This window comes from Sphingomonas mucosissima (genome assembly GCF_002197665.1).
GTDB lineage: Bacteria > Pseudomonadota > Alphaproteobacteria > Sphingomonadales > Sphingomonadaceae > Sphingomonas > Sphingomonas mucosissima.
In genome coordinates, this window is record NZ_NBBJ01000004.1 from 67,411 (window position 1) to 90,486 (window position 23,076).

Genomic DNA, 23,076 nt, shown 5'->3' on the forward strand with positions numbered 1-23,076 from the left:
CCACAACGACCCGTCATTCCCGCCTCCGCGGGGATGACGGGCTTGTTCGCCCTTCCCCGCTCAGAACAAGCCGAGCGCCGCGACCTCTTCCTTGGACAGGTCGATGCCGAACATCATGCTCAGCCGCATGCGATAGACCCGCGGATCTTCGATCAATCCCGCATTCTCCTCCTCGCCAGCACGCCGGCGGTATTGCCGATCCGTCAGCGTGGCGAAGCCATGCGGCAGGACGATGCTCACCACCTTCAATGTGGTGAAGCGCGTGTCCGGTGCCGTCGAGGTCCAGCGGTTCGACACCTCCAGATCCGCTGGCCACACCAGGTCGGTGGTGAAGCTGTACTGCGGCTGGAACCCCTCGCCCCCGCCACGCCCATCGGTGGTCGCGCCATGCCCGTCGCGCAGCAGCATCCAGCCATGTTCCGCATCGCGCGTCAGGCGGAACTTCGCGCCATCCGGCGCCTCGGCCTCCGCCCCCTCCACCAGCGGCATCGGCGGCGTGTAGCTGCCGCCAAAGCCAGGGTCGGCGATCCATTCCTGCCCGCCGAAGCTAACGAGGCTGAGCGTGTGCGTCTTGGGCGGCACGCCGCCGCCGTTCAGCCACACCCGCGCGAGCAGCGGCCGCGCCTCGAAGCCCAGCGCCTCCAGCGCATCAAGGAACAGCCTGTTTTGCTCGAAGCAATAGCCCCCGCGCCCGCCGACGACGAGCTTGCCGAACACCGCGTCGGACGAAATGTCGATCCCGCGCCCCAGCGGCACGTCGAGATTCTCGAATGGGATCGCTAGCCGATGCGCGCGCTGCACTGCAGCCAGCCCGTGATGGTCAACGGTGGCGCGCGCCGGGAGGCGGATGCGCTCCATGTACGCGGGCAGGTTGAAGGCCGAGCTCATGCGGCAAACGCCTCTGCCTCAAGCGCATACAGCGGCGCGGCCGGCGCCTCCGCTGCGGCCCGCAGGCCCATGGCCTCGGGCACGATCTGGTCGAGGTAGAAAGCGACAACCGCCTTCTTCGCACGCCCGAACGCATCGTCGCCCGCTTCCGCTGCCTCGCGCTCGAGCAGCCAGCCGCAGGTCGCGACCGAGAGCATCGTCAGGAGCGGATAGCTCGCTGCCAGCCGATCGTCGGCGTCCGCCGTCTGCAAGCGACGGCCCACCGCATCGCACGCCGCCACCAACTCGCGCAGCGCCGGATGGGTGCCGCCCCGCATGTCCTCGATCAGGGCCGCGAAGGCCGCGCCATTGGATAGCGACAGCTTGCGCCCAACGAGGTCCGCCGCCTGGATGCCGTTTGTCCCCTCATAGATCGGGGTGATTCGCGCATCGCGGAAGAACTGCGCCGCGCCCGTCTCCTCGATATAGCCCATCCCGCCGTGCACCTGGACGCCAAGGCTCGCGACTTCGTTGCCGATGTCGGTGCCGTGCGCCTTGGCGAGCGGCGTCGCGATCTCCAGCCGGTCGCGCGCCGCGGCATCGCCAAGGTTCGCGCGGTCGACCTGCCCGGCGGCATAATACACCAACGCGCGGGCTGCCTGCGTCTGCGCCTTCATCCGCATCAGCATGCGGCGCACGTCGGGATGCTCGATGATCGCCGCGGCTTGGCCCGCACGCGCGCCCTGGATGCGCTCGCGGGCATATTCGACCGCCTTCTGCGTCGCCGCTTCCGCCACCTGTACGCCTTGCAGGCCGACGTTGAGGCGGGCGTTGTTCATCATCGTGAACATCGCCCGCATCCCGCCGAACTCCGGCCCGATCAGCTCCCCGACGCAATCGTCGCCGTCACCGAACGACAGCACGCAGGTGGGCGAGGCATGAAGCCCCATCTTGTGCTCGATCGACACCACACGAACGTCATTGAACGTCCCCTCGCTGCGCACCTTGGGCACCAGGAACAAAGAGATCCCGCGCGTGCCCGCCGGCGCATCAGGTGTGCGCGCCAGCACCAGGTGGACGATATTCTCGGCGAGATCATGATCGCCGAACGAAATGTAGATTTTGGTGCCCTTGATCGCGAAGGTGCCGTCGCCGCGCGGCGTGGCCGTCGCACGCAGCGCGCCGACATCGCTGCCTGCCTGCGGCTCGGTCAGGTTCATCGTGCCGGTCCACTCGCCGGTGGCAAGCTTGGGCAGCCAGGTCGCTTGCTGCTCGGGTGTGCCATGGTGCTGCAGCGCCTCGATCGCGCCCACCGACAGGATCGGCGCCAGCGCAAAGCCCATGTTGGCGCTGCCCAGCGTCTCCAGCACCGCGCATTGCACCGCGAACGGCAGGCCCTGTCCGCCGAATTCCTCCGGTACGCCGATGGTGCCCCAGCCGCCCTCGACATAGGCCTTGTAGGCTTCCTTGTACCCTGCCGGCATCACCACGCCGTCCGGCGTCCATTTCGCGCCAACCGTGTCGCCGGCCCGCGCCAGCGGCGCCCATTCGCCCTCGGCCAGCTGCCCGATTCCTTCCAGCACCGCGTCGATCACGTCCGGGCTGGCGGCAGCGTAGCGTTCCGTAGCGGCAAGATCCGCGATGCGCACGATATGCTCGAGCACGAAACGCTGCTCGGTGATCGGGGCGGTGTAAGGCATGTTCTTCTCCAGTGTCGCGCCGCTATACCGTCCGGCGATGACGGCTCAAATCCCTCGAATCCTGCCTCTTGGTGAAGCGGCGATCGCCGAAGCGACGGCGCTGATCCATGCCGGCGGAATCGTCGCCGTGCCGACGGAAACGGTATATGGGCTCGCCGCCGACGCAACCAATGCCGAAGCGGTGGCGTGCATCTATGCCGCCAAGGACCGACCCAGCTTCAACCCGCTGATCGTCCACCTGCCCGATCGCGAGTCCGCCGAGCGGATCGCGGTGTTCGACGATGCCGCGCTGGCGCTGGCGGAGCGCTGGTGGCCCGGCCCGCTCACCCTTGTCCTGCCGCTGCGCCCCAACACCGGCATCGCCGGTCTCGTCACCGCCGGGCTCGACACGATCGCGCTCCGAGTGCCCGCGCACCGCGCGATGCAGGCGCTGCTGCGCGTGTCGGGCCGCCCGCTCGCCGCCCCGTCCGCCAACGCCAGCAACGCGATCAGCCCCACCCGCGCCGCACATGTCGCCGCCAGCCTCGGCAACCGCGTGCCCCTGATCCTCGATGACGGCCCGACCACCGCCGGCCTCGAATCGACCATTGTGGGCAACGGCGCGATCCTGCGTCCCGGCCCGATCACCGCGGAACAACTCGGCCTGTCCGCGGCCTCTTTTGGCCTTAAAGTCACTGCTCCCGGCCAGCTTGCCACGCACTATGCCCCCGCCAAGCCGCTGCGCCTTGATGCCACCGAACGGCAGGACGACGAATGGCTGATCGGCTTTGGTGAGATCGCCGGCGACGACACGCTGTCGGCGACCGGCAACTTGGTCGAAGCCGCCGCCCGCCTCTTCGACGCGCTCCACCGCGCCGACGCCGCCGCGCCCCCGCGCATCGCCATCGCCCCCATGCCAGACAGCGGCATCGGCGCGGCGATCAACGATCGCCTGCGCCGCGCCGCGCACCGGTAATCGCTCCTGTCAGGCGGAGACGGTCGCCGCCTTGGAGCGCGCCGCGAAGCTCTTGCGCAGCTTCTGCAGCTTGGGCGGGATCACCGCCAGGCAATACGGATTACGCTGGCCTTCGCCGTCCCAATAATCCTGGTGATAATCCTCGGCCGGATAATATTCGTCGGCCTGCTCGATCGTGGTAACGATCGGCTTGTCGTGATCGGCCTGCGCCCGCGCGATCGCCTGGTTCGCCTGCTCCTCCTGCATCACCGTCTCAGGGAAAATGGCGGAGCGATATTGCGTACCCACGTCATTGCCCTGACGGTTCAGCTGCGTCGGATCATGCGTCGCGAAGAAGATGTCGAGCAGCTCGCCATAGCTGATCTGCTGCGGATCGAAGCCCACGCGGATCGCCTCGGCATGGCCCGTATCGCCGCCGCACACCTGCTTGTACGTCGGATTAGGCACGGTGCCGCCGATATAGATGCTCTCGACGCTTTCAACGCCGATCACGTCTTGGAACACGGCCTCGGTGCACCAGAAGCAGCCACCGGCAAGCGTCGCATATTCGGTCATGAGATGCAGTCTCCTTTGCGGCCAATGTAGGAAGCCGCTAGGTCGCGCGCAAAGAGGGAGATCAGCATGGCATTCGATGGCAAGGTGATGGTGACGGGCGGGGCGGGCTATATCGGCAGCCATGCAGTGCTGGCGCTGCTCGATGCCGGCCATGACGTGGTGGTGATCGACAATCTCGTCACCGGTTTCGACTGGGCGGTCGATCCGCGCGCCGCTTTCGTCAGCATCGCCGTCGAGGATCCCGGCGTGCGCGACGTGATCCGCCAGCACAATGTCCGCGCGATCATGCATTTCGCCGGCTCCGTGGTGGTGCCCGAATCGGTCGAGAATCCGCTCAAATATTATCGCAACAACACCGGCGCGACGCGCAGCCTGATCGAAAGCGCGGTGGCGGAGGGCGTGCCGCACTTCATCTTCTCCTCGACCGCCGCGACCTACGGCAACCCGACCAAGGTGCCGATCACCGAGGATGATCCGCAGCTCCCGATCAATCCATACGGCATGTCGAAGCTGATGACCGAGGCGATGCTGCGCGATGTCGCGGCGGCGCATCCGATGAACTATGGCGCGCTGCGCTACTTCAACGTCGCCGGCGCCGATCCGGAAGGGCGCAGCGGCCAGTCAACGGTCGGCGCGACCCACCTCATCAAGATCGCCGTGGAAGCGGCAACCGGCAAGCGCGCCGCCGTCGGCGTGTTCGGTACCGATTTCGCCACCCGCGACGGCACCGGCGTGCGCGATTACATCCACGTCTCCGATCTCGCCGAGGCGCATGTCGCCGCGCTGAAGCAGCTGATCGCCGCCCCCGCCGAAAGCTTCACCTTCAACTGCGGCTATGGTCGCGGCTTCTCCGTCCTGGAGGTGCTCGACGCGGTCGACCGCGTGACCAACATGACGATCGAGCGCCGCGTCGAGGGCCGTCGTGCCGGCGATCCCGCGGAGCTGGTGGCCGATAACAGCGCGATCCTCGCCGCGCTCGACTGGCAGCCCAAGCGCGCCGATCTCGACGGCATCGTGCGCGATGCGCTCGCCTGGGAACGCAAGCTCGCCGAGATGGGCAAGTGAAGCTTCGATCGCTCCTGTTCGTCCCCGGCGATCGGCCGGAGCGCTTTCCCAAGGCCGTCGCGACCGGCGCCGACGCGCTGATCCTCGATCTGGAGGACGCGGTCGCCCCTGATCGCAAGCCCGAGGCGCGCGCCGCCGTCCGCGCCTGGATCGAGGCGCCGCGCGAGGATGGCCCGGCGGTCTTCGTGCGCATCAACCCGATCGACAGCGATGAGGCCGCCGCCGACCTGGAGGCGATCGCCGGTCTGTCCCTCGACGGCATCGTCCTCCCCAAGGCGGAAGGCGCGTCTTCCGTCGCTACGCTTACCGATCGCCTGCCCGGCGACTACGCGATCCTGCCCGTCGCCAGCGAGACGGCCGCGGCGGTGTTCCAGCTCGGCACCTTCGGCAGCGTCGCTGGCCGCCTCGCCGGCCTCACCTGGGGCGCGGAGGATTTACCCGCTGCGATCGGCGCAACCAGCGCGCGCGAGGAGGACGGGAGCTACACCGATCCGTATCGCGTTGTCCGCGCGCTCACCCTGTTCGGCGCGCACGCCGCCGGCGTCCCCGCGATCGAGACGGTGTTCCCCGACTTCCGCAACCTCGACGGCCTAGCGGCCTATGCCGCGCGCGGCCGCCGCGACGGCTTCACCGGCATGCTCGCGATCCATCCGACGCAAGTGGCGGTGATCAATGACGCCTTCACCCCCAGCGAAGCCGACCTCGCCCATGCCCGCGCGGTCGTCGCCGCATTCGAGGCAAACCCCGGCGCCGGCGCGCTGCAACTCGACGGCAAGATGATCGACGCCCCGCACCTGAAAAGCGCGCGGCGGCTGCTGGCGCTGGTGGCATAAGCAACGCCCAGCTGCGGCAAGGCAGGGAGTTAGCAACGTGACGCAGCCATGGTGGCATAACCCGGGCGATAGCCGCTGGGCGATCTTCGTTCGGCTCAGCCTGGCGTTCGTGTTCGTGCTGGAGGGCTATCAGAAGCTCATCCTCCCGGACGTCTTGGGGGCAGGGCGGTTCGCCAAGATCGGCATCCCTCTGCCCGAATTGATGGGGCCGTTGGTCGGGGTCGTCGAGCTTGCCTGCGGCCTTCTGATCCTCGCCGGGCTCTTTGCGCGCGTCGCTGCCCTTCCGCTGATCGTCATCATGCTTGTCGCGATCATCAGCACCAAGGTGCCGATCCTGCTGGGGCACGACTTCCTCCTGTTCCGCGTCAGGAATCTGGACCGCTACGGCTTCCTCAGCATGACGCATGAGACGCGCACGGACTTTGCGATGCTGATGGAGTCGATCTTCATCCTGCTTGCCGGGCCGGGCCGCTGGTCGCTCGATGCACGGCGCTGGCGACCGTAGCCGACGTCTTTAGGCTGGCGACACGAAACGAAACACGACATGAGCACCCTGATCTGACAACAATAATGCGGGTATGGGGATGACGAGAGGCCAGGAGATCGCCGCGAAGGTCGAGACGTTCGTGCGCGGACGGATCGTTCCCTACGAGCGCGATCCGCGCTGCGGCACGCATGGGCCGTCCGACGAACTGGTGCAGGAAATGCGCGGCCTGGCGCGGGAGGCCGGCGTGCTGACCCCGCACATCCTCCCCGATGGCGGCCACTTGACGCACCGCGAGACGGCGGACGTGCTGCGTGCCTCCGGCCTGTCGCCGCTGGGGCCCCTCGCCGTGAACGTCATGGCGCCGGACGAGGGCAACATGTACCTCCTTGGCCAGAAGGCGAGCCCGGAGCTCAAGGAGCGCTTCCTGAAGCCGCTGGTCAGCGGCGAGGCCCGTAGCGCCTTTTTCATGACTGAGCCCGCCACCGATAACGGCGCCGGCTCCGACCCGTCGATGATGCTGACCACCGCGGTGCGCGACGGCAATCATTGGGTGATCAACGGCCGCAAGACCTTCATCACCGGCGCAGACGGCGCAAAGGTCGGCATCGTCATGGCCAAGGCGGACGAAGGCGCGTCGATGTTCCTCGTCGACCTGCCGGACCCTGCGATCCGCATCGAGCGCGTGCTCGACACGATCGACAGCTCGATGCCCGGCGGCCATTCGGTGGTCACGATCGACAATCTGCGCGTGCCGGCAGACCAGATGCTTGGCGAGCCCGGCGATGGCTTCAAGCTCGCACAGGTCCGCTTGGCGCCCGCACGCCTCACGCACTGCATGCGCTGGCATGGCTCCTGTGTGCGCGCGCATGAAATCGCGACCGATTATGCCAACCGCCGCCACGCCTTCGGCAAGCCGCTCGTCGACCATGAGGGCGTCGGCTTCATGCTGGCGGAAAACCTTATCGATCTGAAGCAGTCGGAACTGATGATCGATTGGTGCGCCGACGTGCTCGACACCGGCGTGCTGGGCACGGTGGAAAGCTCAATGGCAAAGGTCGCCGTGTCGGAGGCGTTGATGCGTATCGCCGACCGCTGCGTCCAGGTGATGGGCGCCACCGGCGTCAGCGGCGACACGATCGTGGAGCAGGTGTTCCGTGAGATCCGCGCCTTCCGCATCTATGACGGCCCCACCGAAGTCCACAAATGGAGCCTTGCGAAGAAGGTGAAGCGTGACTGGAAGGCCGCGCAGGGCTGACCGATTGGCGCTCCGTCCTGCCGGGCTTGTCCCGGCATTGAGGGTGCCGCAAACCTAAGAGCCGCTGAGTACGCGGATAAGTGGATGCCGGGACAAGCCCGGCATGACGGAAGACGGAGAGAGAGTAATGCTGGGCCTGATGCAGTCGGGGCAACTGACCGTCGATACCTTCCTCGATCACGCCGCGACCTGGCAACCCAATCGCGAGGTGATCTCCCGCGACGCCGCCGGCCATGTCACGCGCAGCAATTACGCCGACATCCGCGACATGGCGAAGCAGGTGTCGGCCGCGCTCGCCCGCGCCGGCATCAAGCAGGGCGATCGCGTCGCTACCATGGGCTGGAACAGCCACCGCCACCTCGCCGCCTGGTATGGCGCGACGAACATGGGCGCGGTGCTCCACACGCTGAACCCGCGGCTCTTCCTCGAACAGATCGCTTATATTGCCAATCACGCCGGCGATCGCATCCTGCTCGCCGATCCGAACTGCGCCGAGATCGTCGCGCAACTGCTGCCGCAGGCGCCGGGGATCGAGCGGGTGATCTTCCTGTGCGATGCCGCCTCCATGCCGCAGACCGACTATGCCGCGACCGCCTTCGATGATTGGATCGCGGGCGAGCCGGCGGAATACGCCTGGGGCGGGTTCGACGAGAATCTCGCCTGTGGTCTCTGCTACACCAGCGGCACGACGGGCAATCCCAAGGGCGTGCTCTATTCGCACCGTTCGAATTACCTCCACACCATGCTGACGCTTCAGGCCGATGCGCTGGCGCTGTCCGCGCGCGACACGGTGCTGCTGGTCGTCCCGATGTATCACGCCAATGCCTGGGGCGTGGTCTATTCCGCCCCCGCGGTCGGCGCGAAGCTGGTGCTGCCAGGGCCGCGGATGGACGGCGAATCGATCTGCGATTTGATCGAGGCCGAAGGGGTCACTTATTCGGCCGCCGTGCCCACGGTGTGGCAGGGTTTGCTCCAATATCTGCGCAGTTCCGGCCGAAAAATGGACACGCTGCAACGCGTGACGATCGGCGGCTCCGCGGTTCCCGAAATGCTCGTGCGCGCCTTCCGCGACGAATATGGCGTCGAGGTCACGCAAGGCTGGGGCATGACAGAGACCTCCCCGCTCGCCACGCTCTCCACCCCCTCGGCCGAGGTCGCGGCATTGGATGACGATGCGCAGGTCGCGCACAAGATCAAGCAGGGCCGCCTGATGTGCGGGCTGAAGTTCAAGCTGACCGATGACGCTGGCGCGCCACTGCCGCACGACGGCGAGACCTTTGGCCACCTCAAGATCAAGGGTCCGACGATCGTCTCCTCCTATTTCGGCGGCGACGGCGGCGAGATCCTCGACGAGGACGGCTATTTCGATACTGGCGACGTCGCGACGATCGACCAGCGCGGCTATATGCAGATAACCGATCGCGCCAAGGACGTGGTGAAGTCCGGCGGCGAGTGGATCAGCTCGATCGAGATCGAGAATATTGCCACCGGCCACCCCTCGGTCGCGCTCGCCGCGGTCATCGGCGTCGCGCATCCCAAGTGGGACGAGCGCCCGATCCTGCTCTGCCAGCTGAAGGCCGGCGAGGTCGCCAGCGGCGACGATCTGCTCGCTTTCCTCGAAGGCAGGATCGCCAAATGGTGGATGCCCGACGATGTCGTGTTCGTCGAGGAGATCCCGCTCGGCGCAACGGGCAAGATCGACAAGAAGCTGCTTCGTCAGCGGATGGCAGATTATACGCTGCCAGGAGCAACAACCTGAGTAGAAGCTTTGTGGAACAAGGGCCTCGGCAATCCGCTTTTGCAGCCATGGGCGCAGAGCTGAAAACCGTTACCGCGAGCGAATGTGCAGCGATGCTGCGCCTGGTGCTCGGCTGCCTTGATCGCACAACGCCCGAAGGGCGCGGGCCTGATGCACAAGCGCTGTCGCTAGCCGCCATGCATGTGCAGCAGGCGCTCGATTTAGTTGACCAGCCGCACGCGTTCGATGCCTAACTTGCGGTTGCTCTCCATTGCGTCGTCAAGCGTGCGCTCCACCCGCTCGATCGCTTCGGAGGTCAAGCGCGCATAGCTCTTGCGCCTGTCGAACGGATCGGCCTCGCGCACCACCAGCCCGCGCTTTTCCAGCAGCGCGACCCAGCGCAGGCCCGTGCTTGGCGGAATCTTGGCGGCGACGCACAGTGACGTGATGGAGGTCGCAGTTTGCTGGCGATGATGGATGTAGAGCTCCAGCATGATGCTCCACGCCGGATCAAAGAAAAGATCGTCGCCAAATGCCTGATCTCGGCACGCGCGCGCGCGCACCCATGCGATGGCAGTATTCAGTCGCCCCGCTGCTCCGAACGATGTCGCTCCGACTGGATCTGGCACTTCGATCGCGCTCGTGTCGGCTTCCTCGCCGTTCGCCGATGAGCCGATTGATCTGGAGAGCTCCGCCAATACTTTCTCGATTCGCTCGAGAATAGGCTCCTCGTCGGATCGCGTGACCATCTCCGCACCTTCCCCCAATGCCGGCGTGTTCCCGCCGGTCGCACCTATCGGTACGCTTGAACATGATATCCGTTCCAGCAGCAACAGGGTTTGCTGCCTTTTTCAAGCGTTATCATATGATTAACCGCTTCTTTCACGCGGCCTCATGACGCGGGCACCGGCGCGCGCTAAGCGGGCTCGATGATTTCGCGACGTTCCGTGCTGGTCACTGGCGGGGCAGGGCTCGGCCTGGCCGTTGCTTGGGCCGTCTGGCCGCGAAGCTATGCCGTCGATCTTGCGCCGCAGGAGGGCGAGACGGCGCTCGGGGCCTGGCTGAAGATCGCGGAAAACGGCCGGATCACCGTTGCCGTCCCGCAAGCGGAGCATGGCCAGGGCGTGTACACCACCCTGCCGCAGATCCTCGCGGACGAGCTGGGCGCGGATTGGCGGACGATCGGCGTCGAAGCAGCCTTGCCGAGCCCGCTTTATTCCAACCCGCTGGCGGCGGCGGCCTTGTTCGACGGCGGTCTCGCACGAGTTCCCGAGCCGGTCCGGCGCGAACATTGGGTTCGCTCCGCCCTGCTGCTGACCGCCGGCTCCACCTCCGTGCGGATGTTCGAAGCGCCGCTTCGCGAGGCCGGCGCTGCGGCCCGCGTGCTGCTGGCCAAGGCGGCGGCGGCGCGCTGGGGGGTCGATTGGGCGCAGTGCGAAACCAGCGAGGGCATGGTGGTCAACGGCGATCGCCGCCTGCGCTTCGGCGAACTGGCGGCGGAGGCCGCGAGCTTCGACCTGCCATCGGAATTGCCGCTCCGGATCGGCGATGAAGGGCGGCTCACCGGCCAGGCGCTGGCCCGTCTGGACGCGCCCGCCAAGGTCGATGGGTCGGCGAACTTCACCGCCGATGTCCGGCTGCCCGACATGGTCTTCGCCAGCATCGCGCAAGGGCCGGCCGGCGGCGAAAGCCGGCTGACGCGCGTCGACAAGGCGGCGGCAGATCGCGTCAGCGGCGTCGTTTCCGTGATCGAGAATGAGCGCTGGGTCGCCGCCATCGCGAACAACAGCTGGGCCGCGATCCAGGGGTTGGCGGCCCTGCGTCCCCGCTTCGAAACGCGCGGGGCATTGGCCGACAGCGGCGCTATCGCCCGAGCGCTCGATGCTGCGCTTGACGCCGAGGGCGCGCGCTTTGCCGAGGTCGGCGACATTGCCGATGTGCTGCGCGGCGATGTCGCGCGCGCTGAATATTCGATCGGCCTCGGCGCCCATTCCGCGCTGGAGACCCCCACCGCAACCGCTTGGTGGCATGCCGATCGGCTGGAGCTGTGGCTCCCGACACAGGCACCGACCATGGCCCGCGGCGCCGCTGCCCGTGCTATCGGCGTGCCGGAAAGCGCCATCACCGTGCATCCCATGCTGATCGGCGGCTCGTTCGGCCAGGCGCTGGACCACGATGCCGCCGCCCAGGCGTCCATCATCGCGATCACCCTGCGGCGGCCGGTCCAGCTCACCTGGTCGCGCCGCGAAGCCATTCTCCATGATCGCTTCGGCGCACCGGCCAAGGCACGCATGGCGGCGCGCCTGTCCGGCGATGGCCGCCTGCTCGGCTGGCAGGCGCAGATCGCCGCCCCGGCAACCGGCGCTGCGCTCGCGCGGCGGCTGCTCGGCGCCGATCCGCTTGCTCGCGCGGCCCGGGCGCTGCCGGCAGGTGCGGATGGTTACGCCATGTCGGGCGCGGTGCCGCCGTATCGCGTCCCGGCCCTCGCCATCGATCAGCATCGCGCGGACATCACCCTTCCGGTCGGACACCTGCGCGGCGGAGCGGACCGGGCGAATGGGTTCTTCACCGAATGTTTCATCGATGAAGTCGCGCATCGCGCCGGAGCCGAGCCGATGTCCTTTCGCATCGGCATGCTCGGGCATGACGCACGCCTCGCCCGATGCCTGACCACCGCAGCGTCGCTTGGCGGCTGGGACGGCGGGCGTGCTGGCAGCGGTCAGGGGCTCGCCTGCCATGCGGTGGCCGGCAGCATGATCGCCGTGCTCGCAGAGGCGCAATATGATGCCGGCGGCCGCGCCAAGGTCAGCCGCATCGTCGCCGCCGTCGATTGTGGCCGCGCAATCAATCCCGACATCGTGCGCCAGCAGGTGGAAGGCGGCATCGTGTTCGGCATCGCGCTCGCGACCGCGCGCGTGCCGGCCTTTGCGGCGGGCATCGCCGACCTGCACACGCTTGGCGATCTCCGGCTGCCGCGCCTGTCAGACACGCCGGAGATCACGGTCGAACTGATCCCCAGCGCGGCCGATCCGGGCGGCGTCAGCGATCTGGGCGTTCCTGCCGTCGCCCCCGCCATTGCCAATGCCCTTGCCGCCGCTACCGGCAAGCGGCCCCGCCAACTCCCGTTTGGATCCCCATGAACAAGCCAGCCGATCACCCGCCGATCCCGCCACGCCGCGTCGGCGTGCTCCTGATCAACCTGGGCACCCCCGATGCCCCCGATGCGCCGTCGGTACGGCGCTACCTCGCGGAGTTCCTGTCCGACCCGCGCGTGGTGGAGCTGCCCAAATTGCTGTGGCAGCCGATCCTGCGCGGCGCGGTGCTCACGACGCGGCCGAAGAAATCGGCCCATGCCTATCAGCAGGTGTGGCGCGAGGACGGCTCGCCGCTCGCCGCGGTCACCCGCGCGCAAGCCAAGGCGCTGGACGGTGCGTTCGGGCCCGGCGTCACCGTTGATTACGCCATGCGCTATGGCCGTCCCGCGATCGGCGATCGGATCCAGGCGCTGAAGGATGCCGGCTGCGAGCGCATCCTGCTCGCACCGCTTTATCCGCAATATTCCGGCGCGACGACGGCGACCGCCAATGACAAGGCATTTGCACAGCTGGCTGCGATGCGCTGGCAGCCGGCGGTGCGCACGCTTCCGCCTTATTATGACGATCCGGCCTATATCGAAGCGCTGAAAACATCGATCGAGGACGGGCTCGCCGCGCTCGATTTCCAGCCCGACGCGATACTGACCAGCTTCCACGGCATGCCACAGCGCACCCTGTTGCTCGGCGACCCTTATTATTGCCACTGCCACAAGACGGCGCGGCTGGTGCAGGCGGCGCTCGGCCGCGAGGTGACGTTGACCTTTCAGTCCCGGTTCGGGCGCGCAAAATGGCTGGAACCGGCAACCGACGTGGTGTTGGAGGTGCTCCCGGCAAAGGGCATCCGCAAGGTCGCCATCGTGGCACCCGGCTTTTCCGCCGATTGCCTCGAAACGCTGGAGGAGCTGGCGATCCGCGGCCGTGAGGCTTTCAAGGCAGCGGGCGGAACGCATTTTGCTTATCTGCCGTGTCTCAACGACAGCGCCGTGGGCATTGAAATGTTGCGTAATCTGATCGTTCGGGAGCTTGAAGGCTGGGTGTCGCTTTCGTAGCGTCCTGTCGGCTGGAGCGAGGGAGAGCGGAGCATGAAACGGGTAGCGATCGTTACCGGCGGCACACGCGGCATCGGCGAAGCGATCAGCCTCGCCCTGGAAGACATGGGCCTGACCGTTGCCGCCAATTACGCCGGCAATGACGAGCGCGCCGCCGCTTTCACCGAACGCACTGGGATCCGCACGTACAAATGGGACGTCAGCGACCATGACGCGTGCCAGGCGGGTGCCGCGCGGATCGCGGAAGAACTCGGGCCGGTCGACGTCCTCGTCAACAACGCCGGCATCACGCGCGACGGCACGATCCTGAAGATGACCTATCAGATGTGGAAGGAGGTCATCGATACGAACCTGGGCGGCTGTTTCAACATGGCCAAGGCCGTATTCCCCGGCATGCGCGAGCGGGGCTGGGGGCGGATCGTCAACATCGGCTCGATCAACGGCCAGGCCGGGCAATATGGGCAAGTGAACTACGCCGCCGCGAAAAGCGGCATCCACGGCTTCACCAAGGCGCTGGCGCAGGAAGGCGCGCGTGCCGGCGTCACCGTCAACGCGATCGCACCCGGCTATATCGACACCGACATGGTGGCTGCCGTGCCCGAAGACGTGCTCGACAAAATCGTCGCCAAGATCCCGGTCGGCCGCTTGGGCCAGGCGCACGAAATCGCCCGCGGCGTCGCATTCCTTTGTTCGGAAGAGGGCGGGTTCGTGACCGGATCGACGCTCTCCATCAATGGTGGCCAGCACATGTACTGACGATCGGGGGTGGCGCCTGGGCGAGGCGCCGCCGAGTTCCGGCCACTCATCAACGGCCAATACCGGAACCGCTTCGCCCGAGCGCCATCCCACCATGCCGCAACGCACAAAGCGCCGCGCTCCCGTCCGCCAGAACCGCCCTGCACTGATCGACCGCTTGCATTGAGCTGCCACAGCCATCTTCGTGGATGCTCGCCGTTGATCGATAAAATCGATCGTCCCCAGTGATTATAACCGGTTCAATCACTTGCTGCGGCGCACTATCTGGGCGTCACGTTCACGCAAGGAGATACGCATGTCGCTTATCGGCACGACCATCAAGCCGTTCGAGACCCAGGCCTATAAGGAAGGCAAGTTCATCACCGTCACCGACGCGGACACGCGCGGCAAGTGGGCGGTGTTCTTCTTCTATCCGGCCGACTTCACCTTCGTGTGCCCGACCGAGCTGGAGGACCTCGCCGATCATTACGAGACGTTCCAGAAGATGGGCGTCGAGATCTATTCGGTGTCGACCGATACGCATTTCAGCCACAAGGCATGGCACGATACCTCGCCGGCGATCGGCAAGATCAAGTTCACCATGCTGGGCGACCAGAACCACACCATCTCGAACAACTTCGACATCCTGCGCGCCGGCCAGGGCCTGGCCGATCGCGGCACGTTCGTGGTTGATCCCGACGGCGTGATCCAGCTGATGGAAGTGACCAGCGAGGGCGTCGGCCGCAACGCGGTTGAGCTGCTGCGCAAGATCAAGGCGGCGCAGTACATCGCGGCGCACCCGGGCGAGGTTTGCCCGGCGAAGTGGGAAGAGGGTGAAACCACGCTCGCCCCGTCGCTCGACCTCGTCGGCAAGATCTAAGCCTAACCGTTCAGTATCGCGGACGGGGCTGCGTATCCGCCCCGTCCACCGCACGTCCGTCATGCCGGGCTAACCCCCGGCGTGACGCGATTGAGTGGCGGAACCGCCCGCCACCCCAGACCTTATCTGCCCTCACGCCAGCGGTGCGGCGCCACTCCCCCCGCGTCCCCTCCCCCCCTTGTGCGCGGGGCCGCACCGCTGACGTGAAGGCAGCCACCAACTCCCAGGAGGGCTCGATGCTCGACAATAATCTCAAGACCCAGCTCAAGGGCTATCTCGCCAACATCCGCCAGCCGATCGAGCTGGTCGCCTCCGCTGACGATCGCGCCAAGTCGCGCGAGATGCTGGAGCTGCTGGACGAGATCGCCGCCCTGTCCGATCAGGTCAGCGTCATCCGCGCCGACGACGATCAGCGCCGCCCCTCGTTCCTGATCCGCCGTGTCGGCACCGATGTCGCCGTGCGCTTCGCCGGCGTGCCGCTGGGGCACGAGTTCACCTCGCTCGTCCTCGCCTTGCTCCAGGTCGGCGGTCACCCGCCCAAGCTGTCGCAGGAAGTGATCGACCAGGTCCAGGCGCTCGACGGCGACTATCAGTTCGAAAGCTATTTCTCGCTCACCTGCCAGAACTGCCCCGATGTGGTGCAGGCGCTGAACCTGATGAGCGTGCTCAACCCGCGCATTCGTCACGTCGCCATCGAAGGCGGCGCGTTCCAGCAGGAGGTCGAGGCGCGGCAGATCATGTCGGTGCCGGCGATCTTCCTCAATGGCGAGCCGTTCGCGCAGGGCCGCATGGACGTCGAGCAGATCGTCGCGAAGCTCGATACCGGCGCCTCAGCACGTGCCGCCGAGAAGATCGCAGCCAAGGAGCCGTTCGAAGTGCTGGTGGTCGGCGGCGGCCCCGCCGGCGCAGCCGCTGCGATCTATTCGGCACGCAAGGGCATCCGCACCGGCATCGCCACCGAGCGGTTCGGCGGCCAGGTGCTCGACACCATGGCGATCGAGAATTTCATCTCGGTGAGCCACACCGAAGGGCCCAAGCTCGTCGCGCAGCTCGAGCAGCATGTCGGCGATTATGACGTCGACGTGATGAACCTGCAGAAGGCGGCCAAGCTCGTCCCTGCTGCCCGCGAGGGCGGTCTCCACGAAGTGACGCTCGAAAGCGGCGCGACGCTGAAGGCACGTACCGTGATCCTGTCGACCGGCGCGCGCTGGCGCCAGATGAACGTGCCGGGCGAGGACCAGTATCGCAACAAGGGCGTGACCTATTGCCCGCACTGCGACGGTCCGCTGTTCAAGGGCAAGCGCGTGGCGGTGATCGGCGGCGGCAATTCGGGCGTCGAGGCAGCGATCGATCTTGCCGGCATCGTCGCGCATGTCACGCTGATCGAATACGACCGCGATCTGCGCGCCGACGCGGTGCTTCAGCGCAAGCTCGCCAGCCTGCCCAACGTGAAGGTCATCACCTCCGCGCTCACCACCGAGGTAAAGGGCGACGGCAGCAAGGTCGTGGCGCTCACCTATAAGGATCGCAACCACGATACGCTGCACGAGATTGAGCTGGAGGGCATCTTCGTCCAGATCGGCCTCGTTCCCAACACCGAATGGCTGAGGGACGCAGTGGCACTGTCGACCCGCGGCGAGATCGAGATCGATCACCGCGGCGAAACCTCGCAGCCCGGCATCTTTGCCGCCGGCGATTGCACAACCGTTCCGTACAAGCAGATCGTGATCGCCATGGGTGAAGGCTCCAAGGCCTCGCTCTCGGCCTTCGATTACCTCATCCGCCTGCCCGCGGATCTCGCCGAAGCGGCCTGATCCAACCCCCCGTCACCCCGGCCTTGTGCCGGGGTCCAGTCCGGCATGACGGATCGCCCTTGTCTTAAGCGCGCGGCAATGCTCCTGCGCTACCGCGCGCGTCGGACAAGGGAGCGACAACATGGCCTATCTCGTCACCGGCGCGGCCGGCTTCATCGGCGCGGCCGTTGCACAGCGGTTGCTCGATCGTGGCGAGCAGGTGGTCGGGATCGACAACCTCAACGATTATTATTCCGTCCAGCTGAAGCGTGATCGCCTCGCGCTGCTGACGCCGCACCCTGGCTTCACCTTCGCCGAGGTCGATATCGCGGACAACGCGGCGCTCACCGCCGCGCTCGCCCCGCACCCGATCACCCACATCGTCCACCTCGCCGCCCAGGCGGGCGTTCGCTACTCGCTCACCAACCCGCATGCCTATGTGCAGTCGAACTTGGTCGGGCAGGTCAACATGCTGGAATACGCCCGCAGCCGCGATGGTCTGATGTCGATGAGCTACGCTTCGTCCAGCTCGGTCTACGGCGGCAACACCAAGATGCCGTTCGCCGAGGACGACCGCGTCGATGCCCCGATCTCGCTCTACGCCGCCACCAAGAAGGCCGACGAGCTGATGGGCAACGTCTATGCCCATCTCTATCGGCTGCCGCTGACAGGTCTGAGGTTCTTCACCGTCTATGGCCCATGGGGCCGCCCGGACATGGCATTGTGGCTGTTCACCGACGCGATCCTGAAGGGCGAGCCGATCCGCGTCTTCAACCACGGCGACATGCGCCGCGACTTTACCTTCATCGACGACATCGTCGCGGGCGTGATCGCGGTGACGGACAACCCGCCCGCCGATGCCGGCACCAACCCGCCCCACCGCCTCTACAACATCGGCAACAACAAGCCCGAACAGCTCCTGCGCATGATCGACGTGCTCGAGGACGCGATCGGCATCAAGGCGGTCCGCAGCCTCGAGCCGATGCAGCCCGGCGACGTCCCCGCCACCTACGCCGACATCACGGCGATCAGCCGTGACCACGGCTTCGCGCCCACCACCCCGATCGAGATCGGCATTCCGCGCTTCGTGGATTGGTTCAAGGGCTATCACGGCCTGAGCTGAGCGGCTCGCTCAACACGCAACCTCAGCCCTGGACAATACGTCACCCCGGCCCTGTGCGGGGGTCCAGCCTTCCGCAAACCCGTTCGGCCTTAGAGCCCGCGGAACCCTGGATGCCGGGACAGGCCCGGCATGACGGAGGCTGTTGTCCAGACGCCCAACCCACCCCGCGCGTCATCCCGGACTTGATCCGGGATCCATGGTTCCGCAAACGCCCATCCAGAGAGCTCGCGGCACGTTGGAGCCCGGCGCAAGGCTGGGATGACTTTTACGGCGCCAACGCCGCCACTGTCCTACACGCCGCCCGCCAATGTATGTTCCCTATACGTTCTCATAGCGGAGGGAAACATGATCGACGACCTGATCGACACAGTGATCGACCGCGAAGGCGGCTACACCAACCATCCCGCAGACCGCGGCGGCGCGACTCGCTGGGGCGTCACCGAAGCGGTCGCGCGCGCGAACGGCTATGCCGGCGACATGCGCCACTTTACCCGAGAAGCCGCCGCCGCCATCTACCGCCGTATATACTGGCAGCGCCCGCGCTTCGATCAGGTCGCGACCCGCGCGCCGCTGATCGCTGCCGAATTGTTCGACACGGGCGTCATCATGGGCCCGGCGGTTGCGACCGGCTTTCTCCAGCGCGCGCTCAACGCGCTGAACCGCGGCGCGCGCGACTATCCTGACGTGCTGCTCGACGGGCGCATCGGCCCGCAAACCCTCGCAGCGCTCGACGGTTTCCTCCGGACGCGCGGCGTCACCGGCGAAACGGTGCTGCTCAAGGCGATCGAGGCGCTGCAGGGCGAACGCTATCTCTCGCTCGCCGAACAGCGCCCCGCGAACGAAGCGTTCCTGTACGGCTGGCTCGCCGACCGGATCGGCTGAGGGGAGGACGAACATGACATTGCTCGACACGCTCATTGGCCCGCTCGCAGCGCTGATCGACAAGATCGTGCCCGATCCGAAGGCACGCGAAGCGGCAAAGCTGGAGCTGCTGCGGCTCGAAGGATCGCAGGAACTCGAACGGCTGACGGCGCAGATGGCGGCCGTGGTGACGGAGGCCGGCTCGCCCGATCCCTGGACCAGCCGCGCGCGCCCCAGCTTCCTCTACGTCATGTACGTGCTGCTGCTCTGGTCGATCCCGATGGGCATCATCGCCGCGATCCGCCCCGCCACGGCAGAGGCGATCGCGCGCGGCATGAACGCGTACCTCACCGGCATCCCCGAACCGCTCTATGCGCTCTTCGGCACGGGATACCTCGGCTACACCGTGGCGCGCGAATGGGGGAAGGCGAAGGCGCGGTAAGCGGTCGGCGTGAATGTTGAGGCGCCCGGCTGGAAACGCGCCAGCGCCTCAACATTCTCAACATTCGCGCCAACAAACCCGTCCCTAACCGTCGTGCGATCGGCACAGGGGATCAAGCGGCGAGGCCCCTGTTGCATGCCCGCAGGACACCCTACATGCCGCCCCATGAGTGAACAAAGCAGCATGCCCGTGTGGCACGGCACGACGATCCTGTCGGTGCGTCGGGGCGGGAAAGTGGTCGTCGCCGGCGACGGCCAGGTATCGATGGGCCAGACGGTGATGAAGCCGAACGCGCGCAAGGTCCGCACGCTCGGCCCCGAGGGCAAGGTGATCGCCGGTTTCGCCGGCGCGACGGCCGACGCCTTTACCCTGTTCGAGCGGCTCGAGGCGAAGCTGGAGCGCCACCAGGGCCATCTGATGCGGGCCGCGGTGGAACTGGCCAAGGATTGGCGGACGGACAAATATCTCCGCAACCTCGAGGCGATGATGATCGTCGCCGACAGAGACGTGACGCTGATCCTCACCGGCAATGGCGACGTGCTGGAGCCAGAAGCGGGCGTTGCCGCGATCGGCTCGGGCGGCAATTTCGCGCTCGCCGCTGCGCGCGCTTTGGTCGACTATGAAAAGGACGCCGAAGTGATCTGCCGCAAGGCAATGGGCATCGCCGCGGAGGTCTGCGTTTACACCAACGATCGGCTGGTGGTGGAAACGCTCGACAGCGCGACCTGAGCCACCGCGTCTGGTTGCGACGGATTGCGCTGGAGCAGCGGCTAAGCGCTTGTCTTCCGGCGCGGGTCCGTCCAATCACGGCGGCCATGATCCTTCGCACTCTCACCGCCGGGCGCGTGCTGGCAACCGGTGTCGCCGCGCTGTCGCTTGTTGCCTGCTCGCAAGGCGACGCCCGCCCGAAGACGGCATCGTCGAAGGCCGCGCCCAAGCCCTATGCGCGCGATCCCTACCCCTCGACGTACCGCGCCTATCCCGGTGTGCCCACGGTGGTGCGCAACGTCACCGTCTTCGACGGCGAGGGCGGCCGGATCGACAACGGCCAAGTGCTGTTCGCCGACGGCAAGATCGTCGCGGTCGGCACAAGCGTGAATGCGCCAGCCGATGCGCAAGTGATCGACGGCACCGGCAAGTGGGTGACGCCCGGCGTCATCGACATCCACAGCCACCTTGGCGATTATCCCACCCCCAGCGTCCAGGCGCACAGCGACGGGAACGAGGCGACCGGCCCGATCACCGCGGATGTCTGGGCCGAACACAGCGTCTGGCCGCAGGACCCGGGCTTCAGCCGCGCGCTGGCGAACGGCGGCGTCACCACGCTGCAGATCCTGCCCGGCTCGGCAAACCTCATGGGCGGCCGCTCCGTGGTGCTGAAGAACGTCTATTCGCGCACCATGCAGGGGATGAAATTTCCCGGCGCGCCCTACGGCCTGAAGATGGCGTGCGGCGAGAACCCCAAGCGCGTCTATGGCTCCAAGGGCCGCCAGCCTTCCACCCGCATGGGCAATGTCGCGGTTGATCGCGCAACCTGGGCAAAGGCGCAAAGCTATCGTCGCAAGTGGGATCGCTACGAGGCGGACGGCGGCGACATGCCCGATCGCGATATTGCGATGGACACGCTGCGCGGCGTGCTGGCCGGCGAGATCCTGATCCAGAACCACTGCTACCGCGCCGACGAAATGGCGATCGTCGAGGATATGGCAAAGGAGTTCGGCTACAAGGTCACCGCCTTCCACCACGCCGTCGAAGCCTACAAGATCGCCGACGTGCTGAAGGCGAACGGCACCTGCGCCGCGGTCTGGGCCGATTGGTATGGCTTCAAGATGGAAAGCTATGACGGCATCGGCGAGAACCTCGCCATTCTTGAGCGTGCCGGCACCTGCGCGATGATCCACTCGGATGACGAAAACGGCATCCAGCGTCTGAATCAGGAAGTTGCCAAGGTGCTCGCCTCGGGCCGCCGCGCCGGCATCAATATTGCGCCGGAAGTCGCGTGGAAGTGGCTGTCGCTGGGCCCCGCCAAGGCGACGGGCATTGCCGACAAGACCGGCAGCCTCGTGCCCGGCAAGATGGCCGACGTCGTTCTGTGGAACGGCAATCCGTTCAGCGTCTACACCCGCCCCGACAAGGTCTGGATCGACGGCGCGCTGCTGTACGATGCCAATGATCCCAAGCGTCGCCCGGTGAGCGACTTCGAGCTTGGCCAGCCCGGCTCGGGAGATGTCAAGTGAAGCGCGCTTTGCTCCTCCTCGCCACGATGCTGGCGAGCCCGGTTGCGGCACAGACTGTGGCGATCACCAACGCGACCATCGCGGTTGGGGACGGCAGCGCCCCGGTCGAGAATGGCACCATCGTGTTCCAGAACGGCCGCATCGTTGCGAGCGGCGCGGGCGTCGCTGTGCCTGCGGGCGCGCAGGTGATCGACGGCAGCGGCAAGTGGGTCGCGCCCGGCTTTGTTGCCGGGTTCAGCGATCTTGGCATCGCAGATGCCGGCGGCGTCTCGGAAAGCAATGACACGGGCGCCCGTACCGCGCCGTTCAACGCCGCCATCGACATCTCGGTCGCGATCAACCCGGCCGAAGTGAAGATCGCCAATGAGCGCCTCGGCGGCGTGACACGCGCGTTCGTCGCACCGGAGGCAGCCGGATCGATCTTTGCTGGCCAGGGCGCCGTGATTGACCTCGGCGACGATGCCCAACCGGTCACGCGCGCCCGCGCGTTCCAGTTCGTGGAGCTTGGCGAAAGCGGCGGGCGCATCGCCGGCGGCAGCCGACCGGCCGCTTATGCCATGCTACACGACGCCTTGACACAGGCGCAGGATTTCCGCCGCAACCCGGCTGCATTCGGCGGCCGCGAGAAGGACTCGCTCGTCAAGCGCGGCGATGCCGATGCACTGCTGCGCGTGCTGGACGGCGCCATGCCGCTCGTCGTCCATGTCGAGCGCGCCAGCGACATCCTGACGGTGCTGGCGCTGCCGCGTGACTATCCCAAGCTCAAGCTGGTGCTGACCGGTGTGTCCGAAGGCTGGATGGTCGCGCGCGAAATCGCGGCTGCTCGCGTTCCCGTCATCGCTGCCGCGCTCGCCGATCTGCCCGCGCAGTTTGAATCGCTCGGTGCAACGGAGTCGAACGTCGGCCGGATGCGCGCCGCGGGCGTTCAGGTGGCGCTCGCTTCCACCGGCAACAACGGCGGTGAGCACAACCTTCGGCAATATGCCGGCAACCTTGTCGCCATCACCCGCGTCCCCGGCCATACCGGGCTAACTTGGGGAGAGGCGCTGGCCTCGATCACCTCCGCCCCGGCCGCCGCGCTCGGCATGGAGGGAGAGATCGGCTCGCTGCGCGCGGGCCGCCGTGCAGACGTCGTGCTGTGGGATGGCGATCCGCTTGAGCTTTCCTCCTCGCCCACGGCGGTATGGATCGATGGCCGGGCGCAGCCGATGCGTTCGCGCCAGCTGCAATTGCGTGATCGGTATCTTGTGCCGACCGAGGGCGCGCTGCCGAAGGCTTACGAGCGCTAAGGGCCAGTGGATTTGGCATTGATCGTCACGCCGGCCGGGGGCCGGCATCCGGGGCTTCGGTCATGCGCCGACGTCGCGGATGCCGCCGGGTGCTTACAGGGACGAGTCCGGCATGAC

21 protein-coding genes are annotated in these 23,076 nt (G+C 66.7%); 17 read left to right on the plus strand and 4 right to left on the minus strand.

Annotated elements, in window-relative coordinates; genetic code table 11:
- Positions 1-60: 60 nt before the first annotated feature.
- Together SPMU_RS12235 and SPMU_RS12240 are read right to left on the minus strand one after the other, a co-directional pair.
- On the minus strand, positions 61-888 hold the full coding sequence (locus SPMU_RS12235) for an arylamine N-acetyltransferase family protein (RefSeq protein WP_088334202.1): 828 nt from the start codon (positions 886-888) through the stop codon (positions 61-63).
- Positions 885-2,567 carry an acyl-CoA dehydrogenase gene (locus tag SPMU_RS12240; protein WP_088334203.1) on the minus strand — a complete coding sequence of 561 codons (1,683 nt, stop codon included), beginning with the start codon at positions 2,565-2,567 and terminating at the stop codon, positions 885-887. Before SPMU_RS12240 ends, SPMU_RS12235 begins: the two co-directional genes overlap by 4 nt.
- Before the next feature lie 37 nt (positions 2,568-2,604).
- On the opposite strand from SPMU_RS12240, the gene SPMU_RS12245 reads away from it, so the two are divergent.
- On the plus strand, positions 2,605-3,522 hold the full coding sequence (locus tag SPMU_RS12245) for an L-threonylcarbamoyladenylate synthase (RefSeq protein ID WP_088334397.1): 918 nt from the start codon (positions 2,605-2,607) through the stop codon (positions 3,520-3,522).
- 9 nt (positions 3,523-3,531) lie between these two features.
- Here SPMU_RS12245 and msrA read toward each other — a convergent pair whose 3' ends face one another.
- Positions 3,532-4,077 carry a peptide-methionine (S)-S-oxide reductase MsrA gene (msrA, locus tag SPMU_RS12250; RefSeq protein WP_088334204.1) on the minus strand — a complete coding sequence of 182 codons (546 nt, stop codon included), beginning with the start codon at positions 4,075-4,077 and terminating at the stop codon, positions 3,532-3,534.
- A 66-nt stretch (positions 4,078-4,143) separates the two neighbouring features.
- On the opposite strand from msrA, the gene galE reads away from it, so the two are divergent.
- The 5 genes from galE (at position 4,144) to SPMU_RS12275 (ending at position 9,476) form a co-directional block, all read left to right on the plus strand.
- Positions 4,144-5,142 (plus strand): UDP-glucose 4-epimerase GalE, encoded by a 999-nt coding sequence (gene galE / locus SPMU_RS12255; protein WP_088334205.1) that lies wholly within the window; start codon positions 4,144-4,146, stop codon positions 5,140-5,142.
- Positions 5,139-5,975, plus strand: a complete 837-nt coding sequence (locus tag SPMU_RS12260; protein WP_088334206.1) for an HpcH/HpaI aldolase/citrate lyase family protein — start codon at positions 5,139-5,141, stop codon at positions 5,973-5,975. Before galE ends, SPMU_RS12260 begins: the two co-directional genes overlap by 4 nt.
- Before the next feature lie 37 nt (positions 5,976-6,012).
- On the plus strand, positions 6,013-6,480 hold the full coding sequence (locus tag SPMU_RS12265; protein WP_088334207.1) for a DoxX family protein: 468 nt from the start codon (positions 6,013-6,015) through the stop codon (positions 6,478-6,480).
- A gap of 79 nt (positions 6,481-6,559) precedes the next feature.
- On the plus strand, positions 6,560-7,717 hold the full coding sequence (locus tag SPMU_RS12270) for an acyl-CoA dehydrogenase family protein (protein WP_088334398.1): 1,158 nt from the start codon (positions 6,560-6,562) through the stop codon (positions 7,715-7,717).
- Between the two features lie 127 nt (positions 7,718-7,844).
- Positions 7,845-9,476 (plus strand): long-chain-fatty-acid--CoA ligase, encoded by a 1,632-nt coding sequence (locus tag SPMU_RS12275; RefSeq protein WP_088334208.1) that lies wholly within the window; start codon positions 7,845-7,847, stop codon positions 9,474-9,476.
- Between the two features lie 200 nt (positions 9,477-9,676).
- Here SPMU_RS12275 and SPMU_RS12285 read toward each other — a convergent pair whose 3' ends face one another.
- Positions 9,677-10,204: a helix-turn-helix domain-containing protein gene (locus tag SPMU_RS12285; RefSeq protein ID WP_088334210.1), complete on the minus strand. Its 528-nt coding sequence runs from the start codon at positions 10,202-10,204 to the stop codon at positions 9,677-9,679.
- A gap of 180 nt (positions 10,205-10,384) precedes the next feature.
- On the opposite strand from SPMU_RS12285, the gene SPMU_RS12290 reads away from it, so the two are divergent.
- From SPMU_RS12290 to SPMU_RS12340, 11 genes are all read left to right on the plus strand, one after another.
- A complete protein-coding gene (locus SPMU_RS12290) occupies positions 10,385-12,595 on the plus strand; it encodes a xanthine dehydrogenase family protein molybdopterin-binding subunit (RefSeq protein WP_088334211.1) in 2,211 nt (736 codons plus the stop codon).
- Positions 12,592-13,599: a ferrochelatase gene (hemH, locus tag SPMU_RS12295; protein ID WP_088334212.1), complete on the plus strand. Its 1,008-nt coding sequence runs from the start codon at positions 12,592-12,594 to the stop codon at positions 13,597-13,599. Before SPMU_RS12290 ends, hemH begins: the two co-directional genes overlap by 4 nt.
- A gap of 33 nt (positions 13,600-13,632) precedes the next feature.
- The gene (gene phbB, locus SPMU_RS12300; protein WP_088334213.1) at positions 13,633-14,355 is read left to right on the plus strand and encodes an acetoacetyl-CoA reductase; all 723 of its coding nucleotides are present in this window, start codon (positions 13,633-13,635) and stop codon (positions 14,353-14,355) included.
- Positions 14,356-14,650: 295 nt separating this feature from the next.
- Positions 14,651-15,214, plus strand: coding sequence for an alkyl hydroperoxide reductase subunit C (gene ahpC, locus SPMU_RS12305; RefSeq protein ID WP_076743970.1), 564 nt, complete (start codon positions 14,651-14,653; stop codon positions 15,212-15,214).
- A 236-nt stretch (positions 15,215-15,450) separates the two neighbouring features.
- Entirely contained in the window at positions 15,451-17,028 is a 1,578-nt protein-coding gene (gene ahpF, locus SPMU_RS12310; protein ID WP_088334399.1) for an alkyl hydroperoxide reductase subunit F, read from the plus strand.
- Positions 17,029-17,149: 121 nt separating this feature from the next.
- The gene (locus SPMU_RS12315; protein ID WP_088334214.1) at positions 17,150-18,130 is read left to right on the plus strand and encodes an NAD-dependent epimerase/dehydratase family protein; all 981 of its coding nucleotides are present in this window, start codon (positions 17,150-17,152) and stop codon (positions 18,128-18,130) included.
- Between the two features lie 345 nt (positions 18,131-18,475).
- Positions 18,476-19,012, plus strand: a complete 537-nt coding sequence (locus SPMU_RS12320; RefSeq protein ID WP_088334215.1) for a glycoside hydrolase family 108 protein — start codon at positions 18,476-18,478, stop codon at positions 19,010-19,012.
- Between the two features lie 13 nt (positions 19,013-19,025).
- Complete coding sequence (locus SPMU_RS12325; RefSeq protein ID WP_088334216.1) at positions 19,026-19,433, plus strand: holin family protein; 408 nt, start codon at positions 19,026-19,028, stop codon at positions 19,431-19,433.
- Between the two features lie 183 nt (positions 19,434-19,616).
- Positions 19,617-20,162: an ATP-dependent protease subunit HslV gene (hslV, locus tag SPMU_RS12330; protein WP_088334400.1), complete on the plus strand. Its 546-nt coding sequence runs from the start codon at positions 19,617-19,619 to the stop codon at positions 20,160-20,162.
- A gap of 86 nt (positions 20,163-20,248) precedes the next feature.
- The gene (locus tag SPMU_RS12335; protein ID WP_088334217.1) at positions 20,249-21,670 is read left to right on the plus strand and encodes an amidohydrolase; all 1,422 of its coding nucleotides are present in this window, start codon (positions 20,249-20,251) and stop codon (positions 21,668-21,670) included.
- Positions 21,667-22,959, plus strand: a complete 1,293-nt coding sequence (locus SPMU_RS12340; protein ID WP_088334218.1) for an amidohydrolase family protein — start codon at positions 21,667-21,669, stop codon at positions 22,957-22,959. Before SPMU_RS12335 ends, SPMU_RS12340 begins: the two co-directional genes overlap by 4 nt.
- The last annotated feature ends 117 nt before the right edge of the window (positions 22,960-23,076 follow it).